The sequence below is a fragment of the bacterium genome (assembly GCA_016703265.1).
Lineage (GTDB): Bacteria > Krumholzibacteriota > Krumholzibacteriia > LZORAL124-64-63 > LZORAL124-64-63 > CAINDZ01.
In genome coordinates this window covers 43145-57422 of the sequence record JADJCK010000012.1, presented here as the reverse complement: position 1 = coordinate 57422, position 14278 = coordinate 43145, and the positions used below count along the sequence as shown (strand labels likewise).

Here is a 14278-nt window from a genome sequence, read left to right as displayed (position 1 = left end):
CAGCCTATTTCTGCTCGTACTCGTAGAAGCCGCGGCCGCTCTTGCGACCCAGGTAGCCCGCATCGACCATCCGCTTCAGCAGCGGGCAGGGCCGGTACTTGCTGTCGCCGAAGCCTTCGTAAAGCACGTTCATGATGTCCAGGCAGATATCCAGGCCGATGAAGTCGGCCAGGGTCAGCGGCCCCATCGGGTGGGCCATGCCCAGCTTCATGACGCTGTCGATGGCGTCACGCTCGGCCACGCCCTCCATCAGGCAGTAGACCGCCTCGTTGATCATCGGCATGAGCACGCGGTTGCTGATGAAGCCCGGGTAGTCCTGCACCGTCACCGGGATCTTGCCCAGCTCCTGCGAGGTCTTCGTCACGAACTCCAGCGTGGCCGGGCTGGTGGCCTGGCCGCAGATGATCTCCACCAGCTTCATCACCGGCACGGGATTCATGAAGTGCATGCCGATGACCTTGTCGGCGCGCTTCGTCACCGCCCCGATCTTCGTCACCGAGATGCTCGAGGTGTTCGTGGCCAGGACCGCTTCCGGACCGCAGGCGGCATCCAGCGCCGTGAAGATCTCCTTCTTGACCGGGAAGCTCTCGAAGACCGCCTCGACGACCAGCGCGCTGCCGGCTGCAGCCTTCAGGTCGGTGGCCGTCTTCAGGCGGCCGAGGGTGGCCTTCGCGTCCGCTTCGCTGATGGCCTCCTTCTTCACCTGGCGCATGAGGTTGCCTTCGATCGTCCTGAGGGCGCGCTCCGCGAACTCCGCCTTGACATCGATCAGGGTCACGTCGTGACCGTTCTGGGCGAACACATGGGCGATGCCGTTGCCCATGGTGCCGCCGCCGATGACCGCCATCTTCATGTCGCGTTCCTTTCGGTTTCCCTCTGCGGGTCAGGGCAGGGTGATCGCCAGCGAGACGGCGTCGCCGCCACCCAGGCACAGGCTGGCCAGTCCGCGACTGACCTGGCGGTCCTCCATCGCGTGCAGCAGCGTGACCAGGATCCGCGCGCCCGAACAGCCGATCGGGTGGCCCAGGCTGACGCCGCCGCCATGCACGTTGACCTTGGCCGCGTCGACCTCGAGCTGGCGCATGACGCCCAGGCTCTGCGCCGCGAAGGCCTCGTTGAACTCGAAGAGGTCGTAGTCGGCCAGCTTGCTGGCCGTCTTCTTGAGCAGGTTCTTGACGCTGGTGACCGGCGCCATCATCACCTGGTGCGGCTCGACGGCGCCGGTGGCGGCGCCCTCGATCACGGCGCGCACCTTCAGGCCGTTCTTCTTCGCGAACTCCTCGCTGCACACGAGCAGGGCGGCGGCACCGTCGTTGATCGTCGAGGCGTTGCCGGCCGTCACCGTGCCGCCATCGCGCTTGAAGGCGGGCTTCAGCTTCGCAAGCGAAGCGGCGGTGACATCGGCGCGCGGGCCCTCGTCACGGGCCACGACGACGGGATCACCCTTCTTCTGCGCGATGCTCAGCGGCGCCACTTCCCGCGCGAACTTGCCGGCCTCCCAGGCCGCGATGGCGCGACGATGGCTCTCGGCGGCAAACGCATCCTGGTCCTCGCGGCTGATCTTGTAGGTCTCGACGACCCACTCGGCCGTCATGCCCATGTGGAAATTGTTGTAGATGTCCCACAGCCCGTCGTGCACGAGCAGGTCGGTGATGGTCCCGTCGCCCAGGCGCAGGCCGTCACGGGCGCCCATCAACGCGTACGGGATGCGGCTCATGTTCTCGAAGCCGCCGGCGATGACGCAGGCCTGGTCGCCGGCGCGGATCGCCTGGTCGGCCAGCGCCACGGCCTTCAGGCCCGAGCCGCAGACCTTGTTCACCGTCATGGCGCTGACGGTGTGCGGCACGCCGCCGAAGATCGAGGCCTGGCGGGCCGGGTTCTGCTGCAACCCGGCCTGGCAGACGTTGCCCATGATGACCTCGCCCACGAGCTTCGGGTCCAGCTGGGTGCGTTCCAGCAGGGCCTTCACGCAGTGCGCGCCGAGTTCCGGCGCACGCACGCCGGCCAGTCCGCCCTGGAACCTGCCGATGGGCGTGCGGACTGCTTCGCAGATGACCGATCGCTTGCTCATGTTCTTGGCTCCCCTGTCCTGTCCTGCTGTCATTGTGCTGCCCCGCGGGCGGCGGACCTTCCGGCGCCCGTCTTCGAACCGGTCGGGCTCAAAGGCCCAATGCGTAGCGCCCGATCACCAGTCGCTGGATCTCGCTCGTGCCTTCGCCGATGGTGCACAGCTTGGCATCGCGGTACATGCGCTCGACGGGATACTCCGTTGTGTAGCCGTAGCCGCCGAGGATCTGGATGGCGCGGTCGGTGACGAACATCGCCGTTTCGCTGGAGTGCAGCTTGGCCATGGCCGACATGTGGCCGAAATCCTCACCGGCGTCCTTCAGACGGCAGGCCTCGTAGGTCAACAGGCGCGAGGCCTGGATCTGCGTGACCATGTCGGCGATCATGAACTCGATGGCCTGGAACTCGGCGATGGCCTTGCCGAACTGCTCGCGCTGGCGGGCATAGGCGCGGGCCGTGGCCAGCGCGCCCTCGGCCAGGCCGAGCGCCACCGCGGCGATGGAGATGCGCCCGCCGTCGAGCGTCTTCATGAAGTACTTGAAGCCGTCACCCTCCTGCCCCAGCAGGTTGGCATGCGGCACGCGGACGTCGACCAGCGTGAGCGGCGCCGTGTCGGAGGCGCGCATGCCCAGCTTGTCTTCCTTCTTCTCGACGGTGAAGCCCGGCGTGTCGGTGTCGACGATGAAGGCGCTGATGCCGCGGCTGCCCGTGGCCGTCGGATCGGTCTTGGCAGTGATGATCAGGGCTGCCGCGTAATGCGAATTCGTGATCCACATCTTCGAACCGTTCAACACCCAATGGTCGCCGTCGCGCACCGCCATGGTGCGCGTGCCGCCGGCGTCGCTGCCGGCGCCCGCCTCGGTGAGCCCGAAGCTGAGCAGCGACTTCCCGGCCGCCGCCGCCGGCAGGTACTTCCGTTTCTGTTCCTCGGTGCCGAACGCGGCAATGGGCCAGCAGCCGAGGCTGTTGTGGGCCGCCACGGTCAGCCCGTGGCTGCCGCAGACCCGCGACAGCTCCTCGACCACCAGGGCGTAGCTGGTGATGTCCGCGCCCGAACCCCCATAGGCCTCGGGCACCGACAGGCCCATAAACCCGAGTTCTCCCATCTCCCGCACGGTGGCCTCGGGGAAGGTCCCGTGCTTGTCGATGTCGTGGGCGATGGGGGCGATCTTGGCGTTGGCGAAGTCCCGCGCCATCTGCCGGATCATGCTCTGGTTCTCGTTCAACTGCATGGTGTCTCCCGGGAGAGGGCACGCGCCCGGACCGCGGGCGCGTAACAGGACGAAACGGCACCTCGGCAGCATAGCGGTTGACCCGGATACAGGAAAGCGAAAACAGTGGGAAACGGCCCGTTCAGTGGGTTTTGGCCGGTTCCGGCCCCGGGGCGCCCCCTGCGGAAAGGCGACGGCCCGGGACTCCATTCCCGGGCCGTCGGGCGACCTCACACCGCCGGAAAGGGGTCAGCGGTAGGTCGCCTTGACATCGCCGAAGCTGGCGGCCTCGGTGGGCACCTGCTGGCCGCAGAGATTCGGGGCCCCGGGGCTGGGCGCGCAGCCGCTGCCGACCGGCTCCACCACGCCCGGGTACGGGTTCAGGACGTCGAACAGCAGCCACTCGACATGGGCCGCGTCGAACCCGCAGGACCGGTCGTCCTCGGCCCCGTGGTCGTAGATGCTGACGGCGAACATCAGCTCGTACTGCACCGGATCGGTACCGGGGATGGTCCTCAGCAGCTGCACCAGGTCACCGGTGTTGTTGAGGGCGAAACCGGTCTGCGACAGGCCGTTGGCCGCCTGCCAGGCCACCGAGTCCGAACCGAAGAAGACGATGTGCTCATCGGGATCGGCCATGCCGCTCAACTGCAGGTCGGGCGTGTCGCCGGAACTGTCGCGCAACCAGTACTGCGACAGGTCGATCGGCACCGTGTCGATGTTCCGGATCTCGATCCACTCGTCGTTCTTCGCGTCGACCACGCCGTCGCCGTTCCAGTCGAGGGCCGGGTCGGCGAGCACTTCGTTGATGATGATGCCGGGGTCCAGCTCGGCGCGGGCGGTCTGGGCGGGCAGCGCCCAGGCCAGCAGTACCGCCAGCACCGTCAGCGCCAGCCAGCCGGCGGCGGTTTGTCCTCTGCCATGGGTCATGTTAGGCTCCATCCTCGGGAGGCAGGTAAACGGGAGACAGGTACACGGGAGGGCGAGGACGCCCCGCAGCCAGAAGCGAGCCATGGCCATGGAGTTCAGGATCGGGATCATCGGCGCGGGCGCCCACGGCGAGCGCTATGTACGGCACGGGCTGAAGGATGTGCCGGGGCTGACGGTGACGGCCCTGTGCCGGCGCGACCCGCAGGCCGGCCGGGACCTGGCGAGCCGCTACGGCGTCCGTTACCTGCCGGAGGCGGCAGCGCTGGTCGCGGATACGGCCGTTGACGGCGTCGTTGTCTGCACGCCGCCGTCATCGCACCACGACCTGGCCGCCGCCGTGCTGGCGGCCGGCAAGCCGCTGCTGCTGGAAAAGCCGATGACCGGGACGCTCGCCGAGGCTGAGCGGCTGGCAACGCTCGACGCCGGTGCCACCCACCCGTTGTTCCTGGGCCAGTCCCTGCGCTGGAACCCCGTGATCGCCAAGGCCCGCGAGTTGTGGCCGCAGCTGGGGCGCGTCCACCTGGTACGCCTGGCCCAGCGGCTGGCCCCCACCGCGCTGGACTGGCAGCGCGACCCGGGGCAGACGGTCGGCGGCTCGGTGCTGCTGACCGGCGTGCACCTGTTCGACCTGGCGCGGTTCCTCAGCGGCCGCGAGTTCGTCGCGGTGCAGGCACGGCACAAACAGGTGTTGAACCCGGTGGTCGAGGATCTGTTCCTGGCGCGCGGCGAACTGGACGACGGCTGCTGGGTCTCGCTCGAGGTGAGCAAGTACACGCAGTCGCGCGCGGCCTGGCTCGAGGTGGTCGGGCAGGACGGCCAGTTGTGGGCCGACTACCTGGAAGGCGGGCTGGTGCTGCGCCGCGGGCGCAGCGAGGAACGGTTCGACGTGCCGGCCACCGTGCCGACGTTGCCGCTGGTGCTGCAGGACTGGCTGCGCTGCGTGCGGGCAGGTACGCCGCCGGCGGTCGGCGTCCGCGACGGGCTGGCCACGCTGCGCATGGTCGACGCGTGCTACCGCTCGTCGGCGAGCGGGAAGGCCGAACCGGTGGCGGGTGCAGGGCCGGCACGTTCCTGAGCGGACGAGCCGCCGTTCGCGGCGCCGGTGGCCGCCGTGCGCCCGGCTGACGCGCTCCTGACCACCGCATCCTGCACCACCAGCCCCGCCAGCATCATCCCGAAGATGGCCGTCATGTGCACCGCCGTGCCGTTGATGACCTTTTTCTCGGAGCACCAGTCGCGGTGCTCGGCTTCATCGGCCGGCACGAACTTCGGGCAGTAGCAGGTGTGCGTGCCGCAGGCCACGCTGGTGGCCTCGACCGGCTCGATGAACTCCGGCGACCAGACCACCGGAAAGTCGCCCTGGAATCCCGACTCGCGCAGGCGACGGCGGATCCACTTGGCCAGCGGGCAGCCGGTCGATTCCCAGATCGAGGTCACCCGCACCTGCGTGGGGTCGAGCTTGGCCGCCGCCCCCATCGCCGAGAACAGCGTGCAGCCGGCGGCGTACGCCGCCCGGATCAGCGCGACCTTGCAGGTGATCGAATCGATGCAATCCAGCACGTAGGTGTATTGCCCGACATGGAACGTGTCGACGGTGGCCGGCTCGCAGGCGCGCATGACCGGCGTGACCTCGCAGCGCGGGTTCAGCAGGCGCAGGCGGGCCGCCAGCTCCTCCACCTTGGGTTTGCCCACATTCTTCGTCGTCGCCTGCAACTGCCTGTTGACGTTGGTGATACAGATCACGTCGTTGTCGACCAGGGTGATCGCGCCGACGCCGGAACGCACCAGGGCCTCGGCCGTCCAGGAGCCGACACCCCCGATGCCGAAGACCGCCGCGCTGGACGCCCCGAGGTGATCGAGGGCCGGCGTGCCGGTGACCAGCTGGAGCCGCTGGAAGAGGGGATTGGTCGTCATCGGCGTTCCCGGGCTCGAGGTGGCGGCAGATGGATCAAGGCCCCTGCAAAGCGGCGGGGCCGGAATCCCGACGGGCCAAGATAGCACCGGGCGCGGCCTGTGCCCAACCGGAGCCGCGGCCCAGCGGCAGTTGCGCTGATGGTCCTTCCCGGATACACGCGGTCCCGCACATGTGTTATCATCCATTCTTGTCCCACCGCATTTTTTCTTGTGCTTGTCGCTTCCGGAGGCCCGCTGATGAACCGCCCCTGCCGCGCCCTGATCCTCCTCGGCCTGCTCGTATCGATGATGGCTGCCGTCGCCGCCGCCGCGCCCGCCCCCACTGTGGCGCCCGGTGTCGCGACCGCCCTGGCCGACCCCGCCTTTGCCGGGCGCAACGCCGACGGCACGGTCGCCGTGTGGGTCTGGTTCCGGGACAAGGGCCTGGCTGGTGCTGAACTGGAAGCTGCGCTCGATCGCGCCCAGGCGGATCTCGACGAACACGCCCGCGTGCGGCGCGCCAAGATGGGCGCCGCCCAGGCCGGCCCAGGCAAGCGGGCCCGCCTCGTCGACGCCACCGACCTGCCGGTGGCTTCCGCACACCTCGACGCGGTGGTTGCCACCGGCGCGCGGCTGCGCCGGGTCTCGCGCTGGCTGAACGCCGCCAGCTTCGATGTCGACGCCACGCAGGTCGCCGCACTGGCCGCCCTGCCGCACGTGCGGTCGGTCACGCTGGTGCGGCGGGCCCGGCCGATGCCGGCTGTGACTTTGAGCGCGCCCGCCGGGCTGCCGCCGCTGGGCACCGACAGCACGCAGTGGTCCATCAACTACGGCGGCAACCTCGCGGACCTCGAGCAGATCAGCGTGCCGCAGGTGCACGACGCCGGCTACCACGGCCAGGGCGTCATCATCGGCATGCTCGATTCCGGATTCCGCACGACGCACGAATGCCTGTCGCCGCTGCCGGTGCTGGGGCGCTGGGACTTCGTCGACAACGACGGTGTCGTCGAGAACCAGCCGGGCGACCCGTCCGACCAGGACAGCCACGGCACGATGACCATGTCGACGATCGCCGGCTATGCGCCCGGCAGCCATGTCGGGCCGGCGTTCGGCGCCACGCTCGTGCTGGCGAAGACCGAGGATGTCTCGCAGGAAGTGCCGGCCGAGGAGGACAACTGGGTGGCGGGCATCGAATGGTTGGACACCTTCGGCGTCGACGTGGTCTCCAGTTCGCTGGGCTACATCGACTGGTTCACGTTCGCCGACCTCGACGGCAACACTGCAGCCTGCACCATCGCGGCCGACCTGGCCGTCGGCAAGGGCATCGTCGTCTGCAATTCGGCCGGCAACGAACGCGGCGGCGCGTGGAACCACATTGTCGCGCCCGCCGACGGCGACAGCGTGATCGCGGTCGGCGCGGTGACGAGCAGCGGCACCTACTCCAGCTTCTCTTCACCCGGCCCCAGCGCCGACGGCCGCATCAAGCCCGACATCTGCGCCCTCGGCTCGGGCAACCACGTGGCGTCGGTCGGCACCATCAGCGACTACGAGACCGCGTCGGGGACGTCGTTCTCCTGCCCGCTGTCGGCGGGTGTCGCCGCGCTGGTGCTGTCGCGCGTGCCGTCGCTGACGCCCTTGCAGGTTCGCGAAGCGATGCGCGCCACCGCCAGCCGCGCCGGCGCGCCGGACAACGACTACGGCTGGGGCATCCTCGACGCCTATGACGCCGTCTTCTACTTCGGCGCCGCGATCGGGCACGCGCCGCTGGGCGACACCGAGAGCACCGCCGGCGACTACACCGTCACGGCGACGATCACCGACCGCCTGACGCTGGACCCGGCCCAGTTGCAGGTGCACTGGCGCGCGAACGGTGGTGCCTGGCAGGTTGTCGCGCTCGCGGCGGCCGGCGCCGACACCTGGACGGCGGTCATTCCCGCGCAGGCGTCCGGTACCGACATCGAGTACTACCTCTCGGCGGGCGACACGGCCGGCATCGTTACGACACTGCCAATCGCCGGTGCCGCGGCTCCTTTCGCCTTCCATGTGGGCCCCGATGTCACCGCACCCGTGGTCACGCATGTCGCCATCGGCGACCAGCCGTTGCTGACCTGGCCCGCGCAGGTCCGCGTGCACGCCACGGACAACCTCGGCGTGGCCGCCGTGACCGTTGACTGGGAGCTCAACGGCGCGCCGCAGCCTGCGTTCGCCCTGGCCGCCCTGGGTGGCGGCGACTACGCCGCTGCGTTCCCGGTGGCGGCCGGCTCGCTGGTCACCGGCGACACGTTCACCTACACGGTGACGGCCACCGACAGCGCCGCGGCGCCCAACAACGCGAGCTCGGGACCGCACACCTTCGCGATCATCGACGCGCTCGGCGTGGCCCTGGTCATCGACGACACAACTGCAGCCAAGTCCGCTGCGGTCGATGAGAAGTACGACGCCGACAAGCGCCCCCTGGCCCCGGCCGCCGACAAGGCGGCGCCGGCCGACCTCGACCGCTGGCTGCGCGAGGCCGGCTATGTGACGCATAAGGTAGCCGCGGCCGATGTCGTCGCCGCGGACTTCGCCGGCCCGCAGTTCGTGGTGCTCACCTCCGGCGCCAACACCGCGCCGGTCGCGAGCGCGCCCCTGCGCACGCTCGTGCAGGACTGGGCCGCCGCCGGCGGCAAGCTCATCGTCGAAGGCGGCGAGGTCGGCTACGACGCGATCTCCTCGCCCGGCTATCCCGCGTTCGCGAGCGGCGTCCTGCACGCCACCGCCTGGCGCGCCGACAGCGCCGGCGCGCTGCAGGTCGCGCAGGCTTCCCACCCGCTGGCCATGATCCCCCACGCCCTGCCGGCAACGCTCAACGTGACCTACGGCAGCTACGGCGACGAGGACGGCCTGACGGCCGCCACGGACGCCACGGTCGTCTTCGACACCGCCGGCTACCCCGGCGCCGCCGGCGTCCTGGCCTACGACGACGACAACGTGCCGCAGGCCGGGCAGGTGGTCGTGCTGGCCTTCAACGTCGGCGCCCTGGCCGACACGACGGCGGCCCGACATCTCGTGGAGAACGCAGCCGCCTGGCTGCTGGCGGACCAGGGTGACGCCTCGGCCTCTCTGTACGGGCACGTGATGGCCGTGAACGGCGGCGGTTCGACACCGCTCTCCGGCGCGACCGTGAGCCTGGGCGCCGGGCACAGCACCACGACCGGTGCCGACGGTTCGTACCTCCTCGAAGACCTTTATGCCGGCGCCTACACCCTCTCGGTGAGCGCCCCCGGCGTGAGCTCGTTGAACCGTGCACTCGTCCTCGGGGAAGGGCAGTCGCTGCGCCACGATGTGCAGCTCTACGCGATCGCGACCGCCGACTACGTGCGGGCGGTGCCGGTGGCCATCCCCGACGACAACGCCGCGGGCATCACATCGGTGATCAACGTGCCGCTGCAGGCCGAAGTCTCCGGCGTCACCGTCGACATCGCGCTGACCCACACCTGGCGCGGAGACCTGACCGTCTCGCTGACGTCGCCCGGCGGCACCACGGTGCGCCTGCACAACAGGACCGGCAGTTCGGCCGACAACATCAACGGCACCTACGGCACCACGCTCACCGTGGACGGCCCCGGCACGCTGGCCGATTTCACCGGCGACGCGGCCTACGGCAACTGGACGCTGTTCGTCTCCGACACGGCGGGCACGGACACGGGCACGCTGAACTCGTGGGGCCTGCACCTGACCTACGCGCTGGCGGCCTCGGCAACGCCCGACACGCCGGTGTCCGCGTTCCGCCTGCTGCCCAACCGTCCGAACCCGTTCAACCCGCGGACGGAGATCAGGTTCGAACTGGCCCGTGCGGGCAGCCCCCGGCTGGCGATCTACGACCTGCGCGGCTCGCGCGTGCGCGAGCTGCTGGCCGACCAGCCGCTGGAAGCCGGCGCCCACGCCGTCATCTGGGACGGACGCGACGACACCGGACGCGAGGTAGCCAGCGGACTCTACCTGAGCCGGCTGGAAGCCGAAGGCACGCCGGTCGAGCGCAAGCTGATGCTGGTGCGCTGACCGCACGGCCACTGCCTTGAAGAATCGACGATGAAAAGATGCGCCCCGGGCAATCGTCCCGGGGCGCATCGTTCATAGGGGCGGGCAGCCGCGTCAGGGAAACATGCGTGCGTCAGCGGTAGAGCGCCTTGATGGACCCCCACGATCCGCCCTCGACCGGCACGGCCACTTCGTTGGCGTCGTAGCCCGAAGTGATCGAGAAGCCGGGACCGAACTCCTGGGTCAGGGAGTTCGTGTAGGTGATCGAGTTGCCCGCCATCCAGTTGTAGCCGGTCGAGCATTCGCCCAGATACTGGGCGGTGAGCCCATCGAGGTCATAGGCCTTGAAATTCACGACGAGGAACGGCGAACTGGGCGGCGAATACTGGTAGGTGAACGTGGTCGCCGGCCAGGATGGGTTATTGTTGCCGTCGATGACGGACGTGACCCCGATCAGCGTCCCGTCCACGCGCACCTCGATGTAGCAGTCGCTGTCGCCTTCGAGGAAGCCGTCGGCATCCGGCAGGACGGCGGACATGGGCCCGATGATGACATCGGTGACGGCGACGGCAGGTCCGGCGGTCAGACCCAGGAGCGTGGCGACGGCAAGGACGATGCCCTTCGAATTGGCGATCCGCATGGTGGTCTCCTGATCCGGGGTCTCGGAGGTTCGGCCGGTCTACGATTGTACACCGGCCAGCCCGCAGGGGTCAATCCAAGACTCCGCCAGTCGCCATTCAGGCCGTTGAGACCCGGGCCGGCCCTTTCAGGCCAGGCGACGAACGGTCGCCCGCGTGAGCAGCTCCTCCACCACGCCGCGCCGGGCGATCTCGGTGCCGTCGGTGGTCGCGGTCGCCGCCCCGGCGGCCGAACCCCAGCGGAGGGCTTCGGGCCAATCCCTGCCGTGACAGAAGGCGGCAAGCAGGCCGCCCAGCAGCGAGTCGCCGCTGCCGATCGTGCTGCGCGGGTGGACCGCGACCGGAGGCACGAAGAAGGAGCCCTCGCCGGTCGCCGCAACGGCACCCTCGGCGCCCATCGAGACGATCACGGCCGGGTCGACGGCCGCACGTGCCATCATGGCAGTGCGCAACTCGGCAGCGGCAGAGGCCGCCTGTTCGACGCCCGCGATGGGGCGCCCGAGCAGGCGCGACGCTTCGTTGAGGTTGGGCTTGATCAGGTGCGGGCCGCCTTCGAGCCCGAGCCGCAGGGGCTCGTCATCGGCATCCAGGAGGATGCGCACCGGCAGCGGCCGCAGCAGGCCGATGAGGGTGCGCCAGGCATCGACCGGAATCCCCTCGGGCAGGCTGCCGCCCAGGCAGACCCAGTCGGCTTCCGCGGCCAGCTCGACCACCATCCGCGTCACCTGCTGCCACTCGTCGCCGGTGATGGGCCCGCCCTTCATGTTGAAGGTGGTCGGTGGCCGGTCCGAACCGTCCTGCACTGAAATGTTGACCCGCGTCTGCGCCTGCGTGTGGACGATCGCGGGCGTCACACCCTGCACTTCGAGCACGCGCTGGACATGCGCCCCGGTGCCGCCGCCGAGCAGCACGCAGGCGGTCGTCTTCGCACCGAGCTCGGCCGCGACGCGCGACAGGTTCGTGCCCTTGCCGCCGGCATCCTCCTCGCGCGTGACGACGCGGTTGGTGTCGTACGGCAACAGCCCGTGCGTGCCGAGCAGCAGGTCGATGCAGGGATTCAGTGTCACCGTGAGGATCATGTCCGCTTGCCTCCGGCGGCAGTGCGCCCCGGGGTTCGGGAACCCCGGGGCGCGTCGTGTCGATCAACCCGTGAGCACGACGCCAACCGCTACCCGGCGAGGATACGCTCGATGCCCCCGCGCGCGATCGGATGGTAGCCGCCGCCGTGCTCGGCGAACGTTTCCTTCGCCAGCGCAACGGTGTCCGGGTTCTTGTGCAGCGCCGTATAGAGCGGCTTGAGGTACTTCATGCGGCCGACCTCGCCGAGGAACGCCCGCGTGCGCGCGCGCGTCGCGGCATAGCCGCTGTTGGCGGCGATCGCCAGCCAGCTGCAGAGGATCTCGCAGTTGCCCTGCTTCGACAGCTGGAAGTTCTCGTCAAGCCACCGGCAGTCGGCTTCCGACAGCTGGCGCGGCAGCGCCTGCAGGTAGATCTGCCAGTCCTCCGGCTTCCACTTCTTCGCCACGGCGGGATCCGGGCGTTTGCCGCGAGCCCAGCCGGCAGCCAGGTCCTTCAGCATGGTCAGCTGCGCCGAGGTGAAGCTCGGTGCGTTGGCCGGCACATCCGGCTGGCGGATCCAGGCCTGCGCGCCCACCTGCGCCGCCACACCCGGCAGTTCCTTGTCCAGGAACTCCTCGAACTGCTCGGTGGTGATCGAGGTGAACGAGAAGTGCTTGATGTACTTCTTGATGAAGGCATCGAACTTCTCGCGCCCGACGGTCTGCTCGAGAAGCGACACGAACAGGAATCCCTTCTCGTAGGGAACCAGCGAGTAGAACTCGTCCGGATCCTTGCCCGAGCCATCGGTCTTCAGGCACGTGAACGGCGAGCCCGGGCCGAAGGAAGCCAGCGCGTCGTTCAGCCCGTTGCGGCCGATCGCCGCCGACAAGGCCTGCGCCTCCTTGCCGTACAGCTTCTCGTGGATGCGCCGCTCGGCCCACACCGTGAAGCCCTCGTTCAGCCAGAAGTCGTCGATGGTCGCGTTCGTCACGAGGTTTCCGGTCCAGCTGTGCGCCAGCTCGTGCGCCAGCACGTTGACCAGCGACCGGTCGCCGGCCAGCAGCGTCGGCGTCAGGAACGTCAGGCGCGGGTTCTCCATGCCTCCGTAGGGGAAGCTCGAAGGCATCACCAGGAAGTCGAAGCGGTCCCACAGGTACGGGCCGAACACCTCCTCGGCCGCAAGCAGCATGCTGTCGACGTCGGCGAATTCCCAGGCGGCGCGATCGAGCGTCTTCGGCTCGGTATAGACGCGCGAGCGCGGGCCGAGGTCGCGCGAGACGATGTCGCCCACGGCGAATGCGAACAGGTACGGCGGGATCGACTGCGGCATCTCGAAGGTGAACGAACGCGTGCCGGCGCGGGCGCCCGCCCCCTGCGCACCCGGCGCCGCGGCCATCACCACGGTCAAGGCTTCGGGCACCGTCATCTTCGCCTTGAACGTGAAGCGCGCGAGCGGCGAATCCTGGCAGGGCAGGACGCTGCGCGCGTGGATCGCCTGGCACTGGCTGAACAGGTACGGGTGCTTGCCTGCCCTCGGTCTGCGCCGGTTCGAGCCATTGCAGCGCGCTGGCCTCGGGGCTGGTGGCGTAGGTGATGCTCACGGCCGTCGTGCCGGCCGGCAGTTGCAGGCGCAGGCGAGCGCCCATCACCGGGTCGGTGGCCGCGAGTTCGAACGGGACGTTGGCGCCGTCCTGGGTGGCCGCATTGGTGATGGTCAGCGTGCGCGTGTCGAGGTCCAGCGGGCCGCTCGCGGCGGCGGCCAAGCGCAGGCGCGCGACACCCGTCAGCTTCCTGGTCGCGAAATCGACATCCAGGTCCAGGTCGACATGGGTGACCCGGCCCTGCTCGAGGTCGGCGTATGAATGCGGGTCGCGACGGCTCACGGCGGCACCTCCGGCCAAAACGGTTTTCGGGCACATGGCTCAACCGGACCATTGTCGCCCGGCCGGGGCGCGGCCGCAACCATTCCATGGCGGGCGCGGCACGGGCACCGGTTACGGGCACTTGGTACACGCACCCGGTACGGGCACTTGGCGAAGGATCCAACCCATGGTATTGTCTCACGATCCGGGACGGCGACCAGAGCCGGGACCGGGGCCCCGCAAGCCGGAAAGGAAGACCGCGATGCGCGACGGCATGATCCGCGTGGAGACCTATGGAACCGAGCTCGAGGCCGAGATGGCCCTGGGCCAGCTCCAGGCCATGGGCATCAGCGGCTTTTTGGAGATCGATGACGCCGGCGGCATGGCGCCGTCGCTGGACGCCCAGCGGGGCGTCAGCGTCCTGACCTACCCCGAGGATGCCGCCCAGGCCCGCGCCATCCTCGCTGGTCAGGGCGGCGACGGCTCCGGCGCCTGGAGCTGCCCGGCCTGCGGCTCGGACGGCGAACCCGGCTACGACGCCTGCTGGAACTGCGGCCGCGAGCGGATGTGACGACCCGGCGCCGACAGGCGCCGCGCC

At 69.4% G+C, this 14278-nt stretch carries 12 protein-coding genes; 4 read left to right on the top strand and 8 right to left on the bottom strand.

Features of this window, described 5'->3' with window-relative positions; all coding sequences use genetic code 11:
* Window positions 1-4: 4 nt before the first annotated feature.
* The 4 genes from IPG61_18435 to IPG61_18420 all read right to left on the bottom strand — a co-directional run bounded on the left by IPG61_18435 (window position 5) and on the right by IPG61_18420 (window position 4208).
* The gene (locus tag IPG61_18435; GenBank protein MBK6736009.1) at window positions 5-853 is read right to left on the bottom strand and encodes a 3-hydroxybutyryl-CoA dehydrogenase; all 849 of its coding nucleotides are present in this window, start codon (window positions 851-853) and stop codon (window positions 5-7) included.
* A 30-nt stretch (window positions 854-883) separates the two neighbouring features.
* Window positions 884-2071 (bottom strand): acetyl-CoA C-acetyltransferase, encoded by a 1188-nt coding sequence (locus IPG61_18430; protein MBK6736008.1) that lies wholly within the window; start codon window positions 2069-2071, stop codon window positions 884-886.
* 88 nt (window positions 2072-2159) lie between these two features.
* A complete protein-coding gene (locus IPG61_18425) occupies window positions 2160-3299 on the bottom strand; it encodes an acyl-CoA dehydrogenase (GenBank protein ID MBK6736007.1) in 1140 nt (379 codons plus the stop codon).
* A 228-nt stretch (window positions 3300-3527) separates the two neighbouring features.
* Window positions 3528-4208 carry a lamin tail domain-containing protein gene (locus tag IPG61_18420; GenBank protein MBK6736006.1) on the bottom strand — a complete coding sequence of 227 codons (681 nt, stop codon included), beginning with the start codon at window positions 4206-4208 and terminating at the stop codon, window positions 3528-3530.
* Between the two features lie 82 nt (window positions 4209-4290).
* Between IPG61_18420 and IPG61_18415 the strand changes: the two genes are divergently transcribed.
* The gene (locus IPG61_18415) at window positions 4291-5283 is read left to right on the top strand and encodes a Gfo/Idh/MocA family oxidoreductase (GenBank protein MBK6736005.1); all 993 of its coding nucleotides are present in this window, start codon (window positions 4291-4293) and stop codon (window positions 5281-5283) included.
* On the opposite strand, the gene IPG61_18410 is transcribed toward IPG61_18415, so the two are convergent.
* Window positions 5220-6122: a tRNA threonylcarbamoyladenosine dehydratase gene (locus IPG61_18410; protein ID MBK6736004.1), complete on the bottom strand. Its 903-nt coding sequence runs from the start codon at window positions 6120-6122 to the stop codon at window positions 5220-5222. The two genes, IPG61_18415 and IPG61_18410, sit on opposite strands and share 64 nt — an antisense overlap.
* Before the next feature lie 237 nt (window positions 6123-6359).
* On the opposite strand from IPG61_18410, the gene IPG61_18405 reads away from it, so the two are divergent.
* Window positions 6360-10142, top strand: a complete 3783-nt coding sequence (locus IPG61_18405; GenBank protein ID MBK6736003.1) for a S8 family serine peptidase — start codon at window positions 6360-6362, stop codon at window positions 10140-10142.
* Window positions 10143-10254: 112 nt separating this feature from the next.
* On the opposite strand, the gene IPG61_18400 is transcribed toward IPG61_18405, so the two are convergent.
* The 3 genes from IPG61_18400 to IPG61_18390 all read right to left on the bottom strand — a co-directional run bounded on the left by IPG61_18400 (window position 10255) and on the right by IPG61_18390 (window position 13331).
* Window positions 10255-10761, bottom strand: a complete 507-nt coding sequence (locus IPG61_18400; protein MBK6736002.1) for a hypothetical protein — start codon at window positions 10759-10761, stop codon at window positions 10255-10257.
* 126 nt (window positions 10762-10887) lie between these two features.
* Window positions 10888-11838, bottom strand: a complete 951-nt coding sequence (locus IPG61_18395) for a 1-phosphofructokinase family hexose kinase (GenBank protein ID MBK6736001.1) — start codon at window positions 11836-11838, stop codon at window positions 10888-10890.
* A gap of 89 nt (window positions 11839-11927) precedes the next feature.
* The gene (locus IPG61_18390; GenBank protein ID MBK6736000.1) at window positions 11928-13331 is read right to left on the bottom strand and encodes a M1 family metallopeptidase; all 1404 of its coding nucleotides are present in this window, start codon (window positions 13329-13331) and stop codon (window positions 11928-11930) included.
* Between IPG61_18390 and IPG61_18385 the strand changes: the two genes are divergently transcribed.
* The gene (locus IPG61_18385; protein MBK6735999.1) at window positions 13252-13680 is read left to right on the top strand and encodes a hypothetical protein; all 429 of its coding nucleotides are present in this window, start codon (window positions 13252-13254) and stop codon (window positions 13678-13680) included. The two genes, IPG61_18390 and IPG61_18385, sit on opposite strands and share 80 nt — an antisense overlap.
* Before the next feature lie 262 nt (window positions 13681-13942).
* On the top strand, window positions 13943-14251 hold the full coding sequence (locus tag IPG61_18380; protein MBK6735998.1) for a hypothetical protein: 309 nt from the start codon (window positions 13943-13945) through the stop codon (window positions 14249-14251).
* Window positions 14252-14278 lie beyond the last annotated feature (27 nt).